Annotated in this window: 15 protein-coding genes; 8 read left to right on the top strand and 7 right to left on the bottom strand. The window is 67.3% G+C overall.

Annotated features, from left to right (window positions below; translation table 11 throughout):
• Positions 1–57: 57 nt before the first annotated feature.
• Positions 58–1629: a helicase HerA-like C-terminal domain-containing protein gene (locus tag TK49_RS14340; protein WP_045787300.1), complete on the top strand. Its 1572-nt coding sequence runs from the start codon at positions 58–60 to the stop codon at positions 1627–1629.
• A gap of 70 nt (positions 1630–1699) precedes the next feature.
• On the opposite strand, the gene upp is transcribed toward TK49_RS14340, so the two are convergent.
• Entirely contained in the window at positions 1700–2350 is a 651-nt protein-coding gene (gene upp, locus TK49_RS14335) for a uracil phosphoribosyltransferase (protein ID WP_045787299.1), read from the bottom strand.
• A 73-nt stretch (positions 2351–2423) separates the two neighbouring features.
• Positions 2424–3902 carry an NCS1 family nucleobase:cation symporter-1 gene (locus TK49_RS14330; protein ID WP_045787906.1) on the bottom strand — a complete coding sequence of 493 codons (1479 nt, stop codon included), beginning with the start codon at positions 3900–3902 and terminating at the stop codon, positions 2424–2426.
• A gap of 173 nt (positions 3903–4075) precedes the next feature.
• On the opposite strand from TK49_RS14330, the gene TK49_RS14325 reads away from it, so the two are divergent.
• Genes TK49_RS14325 through TK49_RS14310 form a run of 4 tightly spaced genes read left to right on the top strand, consistent with a single transcriptional unit; the run spans position 4076 to position 7250 of the window.
• The gene (locus TK49_RS14325) at positions 4076–5014 is read left to right on the top strand and encodes a DMT family transporter (protein ID WP_045787298.1); all 939 of its coding nucleotides are present in this window, start codon (positions 4076–4078) and stop codon (positions 5012–5014) included.
• A 22-nt stretch (positions 5015–5036) separates the two neighbouring features.
• Positions 5037–5828 carry an SDR family oxidoreductase gene (locus TK49_RS14320; protein WP_045787297.1) on the top strand — a complete coding sequence of 264 codons (792 nt, stop codon included), beginning with the start codon at positions 5037–5039 and terminating at the stop codon, positions 5826–5828.
• Between the two features lie 10 nt (positions 5829–5838).
• Positions 5839–6273 (top strand): methylglyoxal synthase, encoded by a 435-nt coding sequence (locus tag TK49_RS14315; RefSeq protein WP_045787296.1) that lies wholly within the window; start codon positions 5839–5841, stop codon positions 6271–6273.
• Positions 6270–7250 carry a quinone oxidoreductase family protein gene (locus TK49_RS14310; protein WP_045787295.1) on the top strand — a complete coding sequence of 327 codons (981 nt, stop codon included), beginning with the start codon at positions 6270–6272 and terminating at the stop codon, positions 7248–7250. Before TK49_RS14315 ends, TK49_RS14310 begins: the two co-directional genes overlap by 4 nt.
• Before the next feature lie 9 nt (positions 7251–7259).
• Here the strand turns inward: TK49_RS14310 and TK49_RS14305 are convergent, their stop codons facing one another.
• The 5 genes from TK49_RS14305 to TK49_RS14285 all read right to left on the bottom strand — a co-directional run bounded on the left by TK49_RS14305 (position 7260) and on the right by TK49_RS14285 (position 12496).
• Positions 7260–7556 carry a YkvA family protein gene (locus TK49_RS14305; RefSeq protein WP_045787294.1) on the bottom strand — a complete coding sequence of 99 codons (297 nt, stop codon included), beginning with the start codon at positions 7554–7556 and terminating at the stop codon, positions 7260–7262.
• A 164-nt stretch (positions 7557–7720) separates the two neighbouring features.
• The gene (locus tag TK49_RS14300) at positions 7721–8878 is read right to left on the bottom strand and encodes a BMP family ABC transporter substrate-binding protein (protein WP_045787293.1); all 1158 of its coding nucleotides are present in this window, start codon (positions 8876–8878) and stop codon (positions 7721–7723) included.
• Between the two features lie 79 nt (positions 8879–8957).
• The gene (locus TK49_RS14295; RefSeq protein ID WP_045787292.1) at positions 8958–9878 is read right to left on the bottom strand and encodes an ABC transporter permease; all 921 of its coding nucleotides are present in this window, start codon (positions 9876–9878) and stop codon (positions 8958–8960) included.
• 1 nt (position 9879) lies between these two features.
• Positions 9880–10989, bottom strand: coding sequence for an ABC transporter permease (locus tag TK49_RS14290; protein ID WP_045787291.1), 1110 nt, complete (start codon positions 10987–10989; stop codon positions 9880–9882).
• Positions 10982–12496: an ABC transporter ATP-binding protein gene (locus TK49_RS14285; protein ID WP_045787905.1), complete on the bottom strand. Its 1515-nt coding sequence runs from the start codon at positions 12494–12496 to the stop codon at positions 10982–10984. Before TK49_RS14285 ends, TK49_RS14290 begins: the two co-directional genes overlap by 8 nt.
• Positions 12497–12976: 480 nt before the next feature.
• On the opposite strand from TK49_RS14285, the gene TK49_RS14280 reads away from it, so the two are divergent.
• The 3 genes from TK49_RS14280 to TK49_RS14270 all read left to right on the top strand — a co-directional run bounded on the left by TK49_RS14280 (position 12977) and on the right by TK49_RS14270 (position 16152).
• Complete coding sequence (locus tag TK49_RS14280; protein ID WP_045787290.1) at positions 12977–14188, top strand: multidrug effflux MFS transporter; 1212 nt, start codon at positions 12977–12979, stop codon at positions 14186–14188.
• A 270-nt stretch (positions 14189–14458) separates the two neighbouring features.
• Complete coding sequence (gene pxpB, locus TK49_RS14275) at positions 14459–15106, top strand: 5-oxoprolinase subunit PxpB (protein WP_045787289.1); 648 nt, start codon at positions 14459–14461, stop codon at positions 15104–15106.
• Complete coding sequence (locus tag TK49_RS14270) at positions 15103–16152, top strand: 5-oxoprolinase subunit C family protein (protein ID WP_082076323.1); 1050 nt, start codon at positions 15103–15105, stop codon at positions 16150–16152. Before pxpB ends, TK49_RS14270 begins: the two co-directional genes overlap by 4 nt.
• Positions 16153–16160 lie beyond the last annotated feature (8 nt).

The following is a 16160-nucleotide window of genomic DNA, read 5'->3' as shown; positions in this document are numbered from 1 at the left end:
GTCCGTCCGGTCTAGCCGCGGGTGCGCCATCCTCCGATTGATCCACGTCTGAACGCCATGACCGATCCCATTCTGATTGCCAAGAACGCCAAGACCGAGCTGGTGCTGCTGCCCCAGCTCGCCAACCGGCATGGCCTGATTACCGGTGCCACCGGCACCGGCAAGACGGTGACGCTGCAAACCATCGCGCAGGGCCTGTCGAACATCGGCGTGCCCGTGTTCCTGGCCGACGTCAAAGGTGATCTGACCGGCATTTCGCAGCCCGGCCAGTCGAACGACAAGCTCAAGGCGCGCCTGCAGGAGCGCGGCCTGGACGAGCCGCAATGGGCCGCCTGCCCCGTCACGCTGTGGGATGTGTACGGCGAGCGCGGCCACCCCGTGCGGGCCACGGTGTCCGACATGGGCCCGCTGATGCTGTCGCGCATGCTCGAGCTCAACGACATCCAGACGGGCGTGCTCAACCTCGTCTTCAAGATCGCAGACGATTCGGGCCTTGCGCTGCTCGACCTGAAAGACCTGCGCGCGATGCTGCAGCACGTCGGCGAGCACGCGTCGGACTACACGAACCAGTACGGCAATATTTCGTCGGCGAGCATCGGCGCCATCCAGCGCAACCTGATCGCGCTGGAAGAGCAGGGCGCCGACCGGTTCTTCGGCGAGCCGATGCTCGACATCCACGACCTTATGCAGACCATCGGCGGCAAGGGCGTGGTCAACATCCTGGCGGCGGACAAGCTGCTCAACGCGCCACGGCTGTATGCCACGTTCCTGCTGTGGATGCTGTCCGAGCTGTTCGAGCATCTGCCTGAAGTCGGCGACCTCGACAAGCCAAAGCTCGCCTTCTTCTTTGACGAGGCGCACCTGCTGTTCAACGATGCGCCGCCGTCGCTGCTGCAGAAGGTGGAGCAGGTCGTGCGGCTGATCCGCTCGAAGGGCGTGGGCGTGTACTTTGTCACGCAGAACCCGGCCGATGTGCCGGACACGGTGCTCGGCCAGCTGGGCAACCGCGTGCAGCACGCGCTGCGCGCCTTCACGCCCCGTGACCAGAAGGCCGTCAAGGCCGCGGCCACCACGATGCGCGCGAACCCGGAGTTCAGCATCGAACAGGCGATCAGCGAGTTGGCTGTGGGCGAGGCGCTGATCTCGCTGCTCGACGAGGGCGGGCGCCCCGAGGTGACGCAGCGCGCGTTTGTCGTGCCGCCCGCATCGCGCATCGGGCCGATTTCGGACGACGAGCGCAAGGCGCTGCTCGCGAACTCGCTGGTGGCCGGCCGCTATGACACCGCCATCGACCGCGAATCCGCCTACGAAAAGCTCAAGGGCCGCGTGGGGCCGGACGGCAATGGGGCGGCCGCCCCCGCGCCGGGCACGATCGGCACGGACTTCGGCGCCTCGGCAGGTTCGGCGCCCGCGCCCGCCCCCGCGCCGACGGCGCCTGCGCAGGAAGGCGGCGGCTGGCTCGGCGAAGTGGGTTCGATCCTGACCAAGGGCACCGGCCGCAGCGGGCGTGGCGATTCGATTGTCGAAACGCTGGCCAAGTCGACCATGCGCACGATCGGCTCGACGGTCGGGCGCGAGATCGTACGCGGTGTGCTGGGCAGCATCCTGGGCGGATCGAAAAAGCGCTGAGCGTTTGCCGCGCCCAGAAGCAAACAGCCGGCAGTGCCGGCTGTCTTCGTTTGCGCAGAACCTGTCGCGATCAGTTCTTCGTGCCGAACAGGCGGTCGCCTGCGTCGCCCAGGCCCGGGATGATGTACGCGTTGCCGTCCAGGTGCGAATCGAGCGAGGCCACGAAGAGCTTCACGCCCGGGTGCGCCTTCTGGAAGACCTCGACCCCCTCGGGGGCGGCCACGAGGGCGAGGAACAGGATGTTCTCATCCGGCACGCCACGCTTCTTCATCACGTCGATCGCGTGCGCGGCCGAGTAGCCCGTGGCGACCATCGGATCGCACAGGATGAACGTGCGCTCTTCCAGGTCGGGTAGCCGCACGAGGTACTCCACCGGGCGATGCTGATCATCGCGGTACACACCGATGTGGCCGACCCGCGCGGACGGAATCAGTTCCAGCAGCCCGTCGCTCATGCCCACGCCCGCGCGCAGCACCGGCACCACGGCCAGCTTGCGGCCCGCGATGACGGGCGCGTTCATCGGACCCATCGGCGTGTCGATGTGGCGCGTGGTGAGCGGCAGGTTGCGTGTGATCTCGTAGCCCATCAGCAGCGTGATCTCGCGCAGCAGCTCGCGGAACGTGCGCGTGGACGTGTCCTTGTCGCGCATGTGCGTGAGCTTGTGCTGGATCAGCGGGTGATCGAGGATGAACAGGTTCGGGAAGCGCGGGTCTTGTTTCATGGCAAGGCGGGAAGACGGGAATGCGGTGATGGGGCGCATTGTACGGCGGGCCCCACCCGGAGAGTCGAATGGTCTATCGGCGGCCGCGCATCAGGATGACGTACACCACGGCGGAGATCGCCAGCCCCACGAACCACGCATACGTGTACAGCGCCTCGAAGACGCCCGGCACGCTGGAAACGAACCCGGCCTGCTTGAAGAAGCCCGGCAGGTTCGGCAGCACGCCGATGACCAGCGCCGCAATCGCGCGGCCGTTCCAGCCGTTGCCGTAGCCATAGGGGCCGTCCAGGCGGAACAGCTCGCCGGTCTTGAGCACCGTGCGGCGCACCAGGAAGTAGTCGACCATCATGATGCCGGCCACCGGGCCTAGCAGCGCCCCGTAGCCGACCAGCCACGTGAAGATGTAGCCCTTGGTCGTCTCCAGGATCTTCCAAGGCATCATCGCCAGGCCGATGCCCGCGGTGATGTAGCCGCCGATGCGGAACGAGATGCGATGCGGCGCCAGGTTCGAGAAGTCATATGCCGGCGAGACGACGTTGGCGGCGATGTTCGTCATCAGCGTGGCGGTGATCAATGCCAGCAGCGCGACGATGACCGACGGGCCCGTCATCTTGCCGGCCAGCGTGACCGGATCCCAGATGGCCTGGCCGTAGATGACCACGGTGGACGAGGTGACCAGCACCGCCACCAGCGCCAGCAGCCCCATCGGCCCCGGCAGGCCGATGGCCTGGCCGACGAGCTGGTCGCGCTGGCTGCGCGCGAAGCGGGTGAAGTCGGGAATGTTCAGCGCCAGCGTGGCCCAGTAGCCGACCATGGCCGTCAGCGACGGCCAGAAGAAGCCCCAGAACTCGCCCGCGCGCTTGCCGCCCTCGGCAAAGGCCGATGGCGCCGACAGCATCGGCCCGAAGCCGCCCGCATTCGTGTACGCCCACCACACCAGCCCCAGCGCCGCCAGGATCAGCAGCGGCGTGGCCAGCGCCTGGAAACGCTTGATCGATTCCAGCCCGCGGGTGATCAGCCAGATGTGCAGGCCCCAGAACAGCAGGAAGCAGAACCCTTGGCCCGGGTTGATGCCCAGCCCGGGGATGTTGCCGCCCACCAGCATGTTGTCGGTGATGACGTTCAGGATGGTGTAGATGGCCTGGCTGCCCAGCCACGTCTGGATGCCGAACCAGCCGCACGCCACGATCGCGCGCAGGATGGCCGGCAACTGCGCGCCGCGCACGCCAAACGACGCACGCACCAGCACGGGGAAGGGGATGCCGTACTTGGTGCCCGCATGTCCCACCAGCACCATCGGTACCAGCACGATCAGATTGCCGAGGAACACCGTCAGCACCGCCTGCCACCAGTTCATCCCCTCGCTCATCAGGCCGGAGGCCAGCATGTAGGCGGGCACCGACACCACCATCGACACCCACAGGGCGGCGTAGTTGGCGGCCGTCCAGGTGCGGGCGGCCGGCGGGGTGGGGTTGAGGTCCTCGTTCCAGAGTGTCGGGTCCGGCGCCCCGCTGGCGCCGCCGGAGTAGGCGGGGGAGGTGGTTTGGCTCATGTCGATGTGGAATCCGTTGTCGTTGTGATAGTCCGGAATGCAGGCGCGATTGTACGGCGGTCCTGGGCGCGCCCAAGCGAAAGCCGTGCCACGCAGGCTGCACCCCGCCCGGAACGATTTGTTGAATTCAAATACAATCGACGCGCTTGCCAACCCGCCTCGCGCTCCCCGCTGTGACCACCGCGTCCTCTGCGTCTTCCACCTCCACGCGCCCCACCGACACCGGCGGCCTGCTGCTTGCCTCCGTGGGCGCCGTGCTGTTCTCGGCCAAGGCCATCGTCGCCAAGCTGATGTACCGGTATCAGGTGGATGCCGTCATGGTGATCACGCTGCGCATGCTGCTGGCCGCACCGCTGTTCATGGCAATGGGCTGGTGGCAATCGCGGCGGGCTGCGCCCCTGGCCCCGGCCGATCGCTGGCGCATCGTCGGCCTGGGGCTGATCGGCTACTACCTCTCGAGCTTCCTCGACTTCCTGGGCCTGCAATACATCACGGCAGGGCTGGAGCGGCTGATCCTGTTCCTGACGCCGTCATTCGTGCTGCTGATCACGGCGACGGTATTCAAGCGGCGCATTACCGGCTTGCAGTGGGCGTCCTTGGCGCTCGCCTACGCGGGCATCGTGCTGGTGTTCGCGCACGATCTCGATCTGGGCGGCGGCAACGTGTGGCTCGGCGGCGGCCTGGTGCTCGCCAGCGCCATCAGCTACGGCATCTACCTGCTGGCCAGCGGCGAGCTCGTCAAGCGCGTCGGCTCGATGCGGCTCGTGGCCTATGCGATGTGCGTCTCGACGGTGGCGTGCATCGTCCAGTTTCTGGTGCTGAGGCCGGTGCATGCGCTGGTGCTGCCGTGGCAGGTGTATGGGCTGTCGGCCATCAATTCGGTGTTCTGCACCGTGGCGCCGGTCACGCTCACGATGATGGCCGTGGCGCGCGTCGGTGCGCCGGTGGCCTCGCAGGCGGGCATGATCGGACCGGTCTCCACGCTGCTGCTGGGCTGGTGGCTGCTGGGCGAGCCGATCACGCTGTGGCAGATCGCCGGTAGTGCGCTGGTATTGGCGGGCATGGCGCTGCTGTCCCGCCGTGGCGGTCAATCCGGCGGTTCGCCAAAATAAACCTCAAGAGGAGTCAGGCAGGATGGATCTGGGCTTGAAAGGCAAGCGCGCGCTGGTGTGCGGCGCGAGCAAGGGATTGGGCTTCGCCTGCGCCGATGCACTGGCAGCGGAAGGCGTGGACGTGGTGATCGTCGCGCGCGGCGCCGAGGCATTGCAGGCCGCGGCTGACCGCATCCGCAGCGCACATGGCGTGCGCGTGGAGGCCGTGGCAACCGACATCACCACGCCGGAAGGCCGCGCCCAGGCGCTGCTCGCGTGCGAGCGCCTGGGCGGCTCGCCGGACATCCTCGTCAACAACGCGGGCGGACCGCCCCCGGGCAACTTCCGTGACTGGGACCGCGAGGCGTGGATCGCCGCACTGAATGCCAACATGCTCACGCCCATCGAGCTCATCAAGGCGACCGTCGACAAGATGATCGAGCGCCGCTGGGGCCGCATCGTCAACATCACCAGCGGTGCGGTGAAGGCGCCGATCGATGTGCTGGGCCTGTCCAACGGTGCGCGCTCCGGCCTGACCGGCTTTGTGGCGGGGCTGGCGCGCGAGGTCGCCAAGCACGGCGTGACCGTCAACAACCTGCTGCCGGGCCAGTTCGAGACCGACCGCCTGGCCAAGACGCTGGAAGCCGGCGCCAAGGCAGCGGGCATCAGCGCCGAAGACAACTACGAGCGCAAGCGCCAGGGCAACCCGGCGCGGCGCTTTGGCCAGCCGGCCGAATTTGGCGCCGTGTGCGCCTTCCTGTGCAGCCAGCACGCCGGCTACCTGAACGCGCAGAACATCCTGCTGGATGGCGGCGCATACCCTGGCACCTTCTGAGCCAACCACGATGACGACCCTTACGCCCGAGAGCGCCCCCCTGAAACGCCGCCGTATCGCCCTGATCGCGCACGATCACAAGAAAGACGACATGGTGGCGTTCGCGCAGACGCACCAAGCCTTTCTCTCGCAATGCGATCTGCTGGCGACGGGCACCACCGGCGGCCGGCTGGAGAAGGAGGTCGGCCTGACCGTGCAGCGCATGCTGTCCGGCCCATGGGGCGGCGACCTGCAGATCGGCGCGCAGCTTGCTGAAGGCCGTGTCGACGCGGTCATCTTCCTGCGCGACCCGATGACGCCGCAGCCGCACGAACCCGACATCAACGCGCTCGTGCGCGCGTGCGACGTGCACAACATTCCCTGCGCCACCAACCTGGCGACCGCCGACCTGGTGATGTCCGCCCTGCAGCTGGTGCAGCCCGACCCGAAGGAGATCCACGCATGACCCAAGCCAAAGCCATCCGCATCTTTGAAACCGGCGGCCCGGAAGTGATGCAGCTCGTCGATGTCGACGTGCCGGCGCCAGGCCCCGGCGAGGCCACCATCAAGCAGCACGCCATCGGCCTGAACTACATCGATGTCTATTTCCGCACCGGGCTGTATCCGCAGCCGCTGCCGGGCGGCATCGGCATGGAAGCCTCGGGTGTGGTGCAAGCCGTGGGCGAGGGCGTCACGCACGTCAAGCCCGGTGACCGCGTGGCCTACGCGGGCCGCCCGACCGGCGCCTATGCCCAGATGCGGACGATGCCGGCGGATATCCTCGTGCGGCTGCCCGATGCCATCGACTTCGAAACCGGCGCGGCGATGATGCTGCAGGGCATGACCGCGCAATACCTGCTTCGTGACAGCTATCGCGTTCAGCCGGGCGATACGGTGCTGTTTCATGCAGCCGCAGGCGGCGTGGGCCTGATCGCATGCCAGTGGCTGAAGGCCCTCGGCGCCACGGTGATCGGCACGGTGGGCAGCGACGCCAAGGCCGAACTGGCCCGCGCGCACGGCTGCGACCACACCATCGTCTACACGCGCGAGAACTTCACCGAGCGTGTGCGTGAGATCACGAGCGGCAAGGGGGTGCCGGTGGTCTACGACGGGATCGGCAAGGACACGTTTGCCGGCTCGCTGGATTGCCTGGCGCCGCGCGGCATGATGGTGACCTACGGCAACGCGTCGGGCCCCGTGCCGCCGGTTGACCTGAGCGTGCTGAGCGCGAAGGGCTCGCTCAAGATCACGCGCCCCACGCTGATGACTTACACCGCGCGGCGCGATCTGCTCGAGCCGATGGCGGCCGAGCTGTTTGACGTGGTGGGCAGCGGCAAGGTGAAGATCGAGATCCACCAGCGTTACGCACTGGCAGATGCGGCGCAGGCACACCGCGATCTCGAGTCGCGCAAGACGACCGGTTCGACGATCCTCCTGCCGTAAGGGCAGAACTTACCGCCCGCTCGGCTTCACCCGCCGGGCGGCGGCAAAGCGCGCGTCATCGCGCACGCGGGACGGCAGGGCGCGCAGCAGCATGTGCAGGGCAAACGGCACCAGCACGATGTCGTCGACCCATCCCAGCACCGGAATGACATCCGGCACCAGGTCGACCGGCGACAGCACGTAGCCGACGAGCAGCAGCGCCGCCGGTGCGAGCCACCACGGCGCCCCCGGATGGCGCAGCGCAAACCACAGCAGGCGCACGTCATTGCGCACCACGCTCCACAGGCGGAAGAGTCGTCCGAACATCGCGGCCTCCTGGATGAAAAGCCGGCGTCACATGGTGGGTTGGGGCCGGCAGACCATCGTATCAGCTTGGGCAGGCGGCCCGGTTTTCAAGATCGGAGCGCATCGCGCATGAAAAAAGCCGGCCCCCATGCGAGGTGCCGGCTTCTTGCCGAAGCGAGTGCCGCTTAGCCCGGAATCTTGCCTTCCACGCCTTCCACGTAGAACTTGATGCCGTGCAGGAAGCCGTCGTCGGCGACCTTGTCGGCGGGCAGGACTTCCTTGCCGGTGTTGTCCTTGAGCGGACCCTTCCAGATCGGTGCCGAGCCGTCGATGATGCCCTTCTTGCGGGTTTCGATCAGCGTCTTCACGTCTTCCGGCACCACAGCGTTGTAGGCGCCCAGGTCGATGGCGCCTTCCTTCAAGCCCCACCACACGGTTTCCGGCTTCCACTTGTTTTCGAGCACGTCGCCGACGACCTTGGTGTAGTACACGCCCCACTTGTTCATCGAGGCGGCCAGGTGGGCCTTCTCGCCGAACTTGGTCATGTCGCTGTCCCAGCCGATGGCGTAGACGCCTTTCTCCTGCGCGGTCTGCACCACGGCAGCGGAGTCGGTGTTCTGCATCAGCACATCGACGCCCTGGCCGATGAGCGTGGTGGCAGCTTCACGCTCCTTGCCCGGGTCGAACCACTTGTTGACCCAGACCACGCGCGTGGTGGCCTTCGGGTTGACGCTGCGCGCGCCCAGCGTGAACGAATCGATGTTGCGGATCACCTCGGGGATGGGCACCGAACCCACCACGCCCAGCTTGCCGGACTTGCTCATCTTGCCGGCCACCACGCCTGCCAGGTAGGCGCCTTCATACGTGCGCACGTCGTACTGGCCGAGGTTGTCCGCAGTCTTGAAACCGGTGGCGTGTTCGAACTTCACGTCCGGGAATTCCTTGGCGACCTTGAGCATCGATTCCATGAAGCCGAAGCTCGTGCCGAAGATGACCTTGTTGCCCTGCGTGGCGAGATCGCGGAACACGCGCTCGGCGTCGGCGGCGCTCTCGGGCACGTTCTCGACGAACGACGTCTTCACCTTGTCGCCGAACTTGGCTTCGACCTCCTTGCGGCCGGCGTCGTGGGCGTACGTCCAGCCCGCGTCGCCCACGGGGCCGACGTAGACGAATGCAACCTTCAGCGGCTCATTGGCCGGCGCCGGTGCGGCAGCGGCGGGGGCCGACGATGCGGCCGGCGCGGCATTGCCGCCCGCGTTGTCATTGGACTTGCCGCAACCCCAGAGGGTGAGGGCAGCGCCGGCGGCCAGGGCGGCCAGCGTGATCCTGCGGGTAACGTTCATCGATTTCTCCTGTTGTGTGGCTCGTTGACTGTGTTGAAGCAGATAAAAGCGGAATGCAGAAGCTGAGGCTGCATGCAGTTTAGGCAGCCCCGGGGCGGAACGGCTTGCCAAGCGATGCGGGCATGTTCAGGCGAATCCAGTCCGGATTGCGCGAGATGATGGCCAGCACGACGATGGTGGCCGCAAACGGCGCCATCGACAGAATCTGCGACGGCACCGACACGCCCATCCCTTGCAGGTGGAATTGCAGGATCGTCACGCCGCCGAACAGCAGCGCACCGAACAGGATGCGCAGCGGGCGCCAGGTGGCAAACGTGGTCAGCGCAAGGGCAATCCAGCCCCGGCCGGCGACCATGTTCTCCACCCACATCGGCGTGTAGACCAGCGACAGGTATGCGCCCGCCAGCCCGCAGCATGCGCCGCCGAACAGCAACGCGCCAAAGCGGATGGTGCGTACCGGATAGCCGAGCGCGTGCGCCGACTCCGGCGATTCCCCGATCGCGCGCAGCGTGAGGCCAGCACGCGTCTTGAACAGGAACCACGCAATCGCGCCGCACAGCAGCAGGCTGAAATAGACCATCCAGTGGTGCGCGAAGAGGGCGGGGCCGACAAACGGGATCGACTCCAGCCCAGCGATGCCGTGCGCCTGCGCCGGTAGCGACATGCCGACAAAGCGCTGGCCCATGAAGGCCGACAAGCCGGTGCCGAAAATCGACAGGGCGAGGCCCGTGGCGACCTGGTTGGTGACGAGCACCAGCGCCAGCCATGCAAACAGCGACGCCATCACCATGCCGGCAATCGCGCCGGCAGCAAAACCCAGCAGCGGAATCTGCGTCTGGTAGCCGACCATGAAGCCCGCTACGGCGGCCACCAGCATCATCCCTTCGGCGCCGAGGTTGAGCACGCCGGAGCGCTCGTTCATCAAGAGGCCCAGGGCGGCCAACAACAGCGGTGTGCCGGCGTTGATCGACGCGGCGATCAGGGGAGCGAGACTTTCCATATCAGTGGTGCGCGCGCCAGCGCAGGCGGTATTCGATGAGCGTGTCGCAGGCGAGCAGGAAGAACAGCAGCATCCCCTGGAACACTCCGGTAATGGCCGACGGCAGCCCCAGGCGCGATTGCGCAAGCTCGCCGCCGATATAGAAGAGCGACATCACGATCGCGCCCAGCACGGTGCCCACCGGATTCAGGCGCCCGACGAACGCCACCACGATGGCGGCAAAGCCGTAGCCGGGGGAAATGGATGGCAGCAGTTGCCCGATCGGCCCGGTCACTTCGAAGGCGCCGGCAATGCCTGCCAGGCCGCCCGACACCAGCAACGCCGTCCACAGCGCCGCCCGCGACGAGAAACCTGCATAGCGCGCGGCCTGCGGTGCCAGGCCACCGACTTGAAGGCGATAGCCCGCAAAGCTGCGGAAGACGAACAACGTCATCGCCGCCGTCGTCACGAGCATGAACAGGAAGCCGACGTGCAGGCGCGTGCCGGCCACCAGCGTGGGGAGAACGAACGCGGAATCGAACACCATCGACTGCGGGAAGTTCATGCCGTTCGGGTCTTTCAACGGCCCGTTGACCACGTACAGCAGCAGCAACTGCGCGATGTACGTGAGCATCAGCGAGACGAGAATCTCGTTGGCATGAAAGCGATCGCGCAGCAGCGCGGTGATCGCCGCCCACAGCGCGCCGCCGACGAGGCCGGCAACGATGGCCAGCACCAGCGCAAAGCCGCCGGGGATGGCGGGCGTCGGCGTATCGAAGTAGATGATGGTGGCCGCTGCAAAGATGCCGCCCACGATGAGCTGCCCCTCCGCGCCGATGTTCCACACGTTGGCGCGATAGCACACCGACAAGCCCAGCGCGCACAGCACCAGCGGTACGGTCTTGAGCAGCACTTCACCGATCGCCCGCTTGCTGACCAGCGGTTCGACCAGGAACACACGCAGGCCCGCCACCGGATCCTTGCCCAGCAGCGCGAACAGCAGCAGGCCGAACACCATCGTCAGCACCAGCGCGATGAGCGGCGAGGCATAAGCCATGGTGCGCGACGGAATGGCGCGCAGTTCCAGCGAAACCGGCAGCGCCAGGCGGCTGCCATGCATGACGTCAGCCATGGGCCACCTCCGAGCTGGCGGCGGCCGGCACCGACGCTTTGTCCCACATGCCGCTCATCCACAGGCCAATCTGTTCGCGGTCGGTGGCGTGCGTGGGCGTGGAGGGCGAGAGGCGCCCGTTGGCGATCACGTGCAGGCGATCGCACAGCGCAAAGAGTTCGTCGAGTTCTTCCGACACGATGAGGATGGCGCAGCCCCCCGCCTTGAGCGCGAGGATTTCGTTGTGGATCTGGGCAGCGGCGCCCACGTCGACGCCCCAGGTGGGTTGCGCGACGATGAGCACGCGCGGCGCGCATTCGATTTCGCGGCCGACGATGAATTTCTGCAGGTTGCCGCCCGACAGGCTCTTGGCCAATGCGTCCGGGCCGCCGGCCTTCACGCCAAACCGGCTGATGATGGCGGTAGCCAGCTTGGCGGCGGCTTTCTTGTCGATGAGCCCGCCGCGCACCTGGGGTGCACGCTGATGCGTCAGCAACGTATTGGCCGCCAGCGACAGCGATGGCACGGCGCCGCGCCCAAGGCGCTCTTCCGGCACGAACGACAGCCCGCGCTTGCGGCGCGCACGCGGGTCCAGCTTGGCGACCGGCTCGTTGCCGATGCTGATCGTCTGTGCCGAGGCACGCGTGTCCTCGCCAGACAGGGCTGCCAGCAGTTCCTGCTGCCCGTTGCCCGATACGCCGGCGATGCCGACGATCTCGCCGCTGCGCAATTGCAGCGCGATGTCGCGCAGCTCCGTTGCAAAGGCGTGGGCCTTGGGCAGCGACAGGCCGGCCACCTCCATGCGCACCTCGCCCGGTGTGGTCTGGGGGCGCAATTCGCGCGGAGGCTCGCCGCCGATCATCATGCGTGACAGCGACGCCGCCGTTTCCTGGCGTGGGTCGCACACGCCCGTGACCTTGCCCATGCGCATCACCGTGGCGGTGTGGCACAGGGCCTGGATCTCGTCGAGCTTGTGGCTGATGTAGAGGATGCTCGTGCCTTCTGCGGCCAACTGGCGCAGCGTCACGAAGAGCTTTTCGACCGCCTGCGGCGTCAGCACCGAGGTCGGCTCGTCAAGGATCAGCAGGCGCGGCTTGGTGAGCAGCGCACGCACGATTTCCACGCGCTGGCGCTCGCCCACGGAAAGCGTATGCACATGGCGATGCGGCTCCAGCGGCAGGCCGTATTTCTCGCCCGTGCTGCGCACCTGATCAGCCACGTCGCGCAGGTCGGTGCCTGCGGGCAGGCCGAGCAGGATGTTCTCCGCCACCGTGAGCGTGTCGAACAGCGAGAAGTGCTGGAACACCATGGCGATGCCCAGCGCGCGCGCCTGGTGCGGATTGGCGATCTCGACGCGCTGGCCGTCGAGCTGCATCTCGCCGGCGTCAGGCTGCACGGCGCCGAAGATGATCTTCATCAGCGTCGATTTGCCGGCGCCGTTTTCGCCCAGCACGGCATGGATTTCGCCCGGCGCGACAGTCAGGCTGACGCCGTCGTTGGCGACCACGCTCGGGTAGCGCTTGGTCATGCCCGTCAGCGACAGGCGCGGTGGGAGTGGTGTCACAACAGGTTGGCTCGTGGTTTCCGTGCCGCTCACCGCGAGCGCATGTCGCGGAGGCAGTCTTTTTAGGGCGTTGACGACACTTCACAACAGGCGATGCCGACGCAGATTCGCGCCGACGCATCGCAGCAATCATCATGGGTGTGTGATGCTTATCATCAACGAGGAATTATATCGTCCGGCACCGCGCCGGACGCCCATTTTGGCGGGCTCGGCGCATGCCTCGTACGGGGGTGGGGGAGTGCAAAAGCCGTGCCGGCCCGATCACGTTGATCTGCCGGTCGCAACTTGTCATGCCGAGGTATTCACGTTGCAGGGGAGGCTCTCGCGTGGGGCGCGCAGGCGGTCTTGCACCCACACGGTGCGCGGCGGCGTTTGCCAGTTTGCGCTACAGTTCACCGTTTGCCCCGGCACGGAAGCCATCCCTGCCGCGCGTCCCGCTTCCTCATGACCGCTCCCACTCCCCGATCCCGCGTGCCGGGCCCGATTCCCGGCTGGCTTCTGTTGCTCGGCGCGCTCACGGCCGTCGGCCCGCTTTCGGTCGACATGTATCTGCCGAGCTTGCCGACCATCGCGCGCGAGCTGAACACGTCGTCGTCGGCGGCCGGCCTCACGCTCACCGTGTTCCTGATCAGCCTGGCGATCGGCCAACTCATCTACGGGCCCGCCAGCGACCGGTTCGGCCGCAAGCCGCCGCTCTATATCGGCCTGGCAATGTACGTGGCAGCCTCCATCGGCTGCGCGTTCGCCCAGGACGCCACCACGCTGGCGGTCCTGCGCGGTGTGCAGGGTTTCGGCGGCTGCGCCGGCATGGTGATCGCGCGCGCGGCGGTGCGCGACCGCATGGACCCGGCCGGTGCGGCGCAGGCCTATTCCACGCTGATGCTGGTGATGGGCGTGGCGCCCATCCTGGCGCCCATGATCGGCGGGGCGGTGCTGCAGGTGGCGTCGTGGCGCGTCATCTTTGCGCTGCTGACGGCGTTCGGGCTGGCATCGCTGGTGGCGGTGCACTACCTGATGCGCGAATCGCTGGCGCCGGAGCAGGCGCGCAGGCTGGCCGTCGGCCACGTGCTGCGCGACTACTGGGAACTGCTGCGCGCTCACCACTACGCCGCGTACATGTGGTGCGGCGCGGTGTTCCTGTCGGGCATGTTTGCGTACATCACCGTGTCGTCGTTTGTGCTGATCGACGGCTATGGGCTGACGCCGTCGCATTACGCCTGGGTGTTCGGCAGCAACGCGGCGGGGATGATCGCGGCCTCGCGTGTGAATGTGCGGCTGGTGCGCAAGTACTCACCGGTGCGGGTGCTGCGCCGGGCGCTGTGGGTGCCGGCGATCACGAGCGTGCTGGCCGCACTGGCCGCGGCCGCCGGCTTTACGCCGTTGCCGCTCGTGCTGGCGGCGCTGTTCTGCTACATCGCCTCGATCGGCTGCATTTCGCCCAACACCGGCGCGCTGGCCATGGCCGGACAGGGCGCCCGCGCAGGCACGGGCTCGGCGCTGATGGGCGCCATGCAGTTCGGCCTGGGCATGGTGACCGGCACCGTGGTCGCCGCCATCGGGCAGACCGCGCTACCGTTGCTCGGCATGATGGCCGTCTGCGCCGTCGCCGCGCTCGTCCTCGGCTTGCGCATTACGCGCGAAGAGCCGACGGCCTGATTCCTGCTCCCTTCTGCGCCCGGGTTCTCCGGGCGTTTTCACGTTGACGGCGGGGCGCCGCGCGCGGTTCCACCCCCGCATGTCCGGCGCCTATCATGAATGCGGGCCGATCGCGCTGGCAGTTGACGCCCCGCCCGATCCCGGACGGACTAAGGGTTACTTCTTATATAGAATTTATCAACGTTTTATTAACGTATCGCTTTCGTTTTCAATCGCGCACGGTTTTGCCGGGATCTCCCCGCGAATCGCGCTCACGAGACGGGGGTTAAGTTGCAGTGCACGATTCACCGGCTGGGCGAACTGGCGCTGTTGTGCGAGGTGCCGCCGCCGGCGACCTTGAACTGTCAGCAGCGCATCTGGGCCATGGCTTCGCGCGTGTCCAACTGGCCGGATGTGGTTGACGTGGTGCCCGGCATGAACAACCTGACGCTCGTGTTCGGACCGCTGGCCGACGCGCAACGGCTTGAAACGCAACTGCGCGCGGCCTGGGAAGAAAGCGAGGCGCTGGTCGCCGACGGCAAGCTCGTCGACATCGAAGTGGCTTATGGCGGCGACGAGGGTCCCGATCTGCGCGAGGTGGCCAAGCACACCGGGCTGACGCCGGCCGAGGTCGTGCGCCGCCATACCGCGCCCGAATACATCGTGTACTTCCTGGGCTTCCAGCCCGGCTTTGCCTATATGGGCGGCCTCGACAAGTCGCTCGCCACGCCGCGCCGCGCCGAGCCGCGCATGGCGGTGCCGGCCGGTTCCGTGGGCATTGGCGGCGAGCAGACCGGTATCTACCCGGCCGCCTCGCCCGGCGGCTGGCAACTGCTCGGCCGTACGGATGCGGCGCTCTTCATGCCGCAGCGCAATCCTCCGGCGTTGCTGTCGCCCGGAGACCGCGTCCGCTTTGTTGCCTCGAAGGTGCGCGTATGAGTGCCAAGCTCCAGCCGATGATCGAGATCGTGCGGGCCGGCGTGCTCGCCTCGGTGCAGGATCTGGGCCGCACCGGGTACCGCCGCTTTGGCGTGTGTACGTCCGGCGCGCTCGATCCGCTGTCGCTGTACGTCGGCAACCGCCTCGTCGGCAACCCCAGCAATGCGGCCGGTATCGAGTTCACGTTGGGCAACGCCACGCTGCGCTTCCATGCGAATGGCCTGATCGCGCTGACGGGCGCTGACTGCCGGGCGACGCTCGACGGCGCCCCGGTGCACGCCTGGCGCGCGATTCCGGTGCAGCGCGGGCAAACGCTGACACTGCGCGTCGCACAGGGCGGCGTGCGGGCGTATCTGTGCGTGGCCGGCGGCATCGATGTGCCGGAAATGATGGGCTCGCGCAGTACCGACCTGAAGGCCGGCTTCGGCGGCTTTGAGGGCCGCCCGCTCAAAGACGGCGACAGGCTGCCCGTGCTGCCGGCGGACACCACATACGCGCCCGACATCAGCGGCGACGCCGTCGCCGTGAAAGCCGCGCGCTGGACGTTCGACCGCACGCATCACGACACCCCGGTCATCCGCGTGCTGCCCGGCCCCGAATACGACGACTTCCTCGCCGATGCGCAGGCCGCGTTCTGGGAATCCGACTGGACGCTCACGCCAAACAGCAACCGCATGGGCTTCCGCCTGCAAGGGCCCGAGCTTGCCCGCAGGAAGCAGCGCAGCGGCGATCTGCTCTCGCACGGCGTGGTGCCGGGCGTGATCCAGGTGCCGCCGTCCGGCCAGCCCATCGTGCTGATGGCCGACGCGCAGACCACCGGCGGCTATCCGAAGATCGGCACGGTCATCCTGGCCGACCAGTGGCGCCTGGCGCAGATTCCGCTGGGGCAGCGCATCCGCTTCGAACGCGTGACGCTGGAACAGGCCGAAGCCGCCCGCGCCGATGTGGCACGTTATCTGCAGCAAATCGAAACCGCGCTGGATTGGCAGCGCCAGGGCATTCTTTCGACCGCGCGGCGCACCGCGCGCACGCGATTGAACGCCTGATGCACCGG

This window comes from Ralstonia mannitolilytica (genome assembly GCF_000954135.1).
Classification (GTDB): Bacteria; Pseudomonadota; Gammaproteobacteria; order Burkholderiales; family Burkholderiaceae; genus Ralstonia; species Ralstonia mannitolilytica.
Note: the sequence above shows the minus strand (reverse complement) of the source record. Positions and strands in the feature narration are given on the sequence as shown.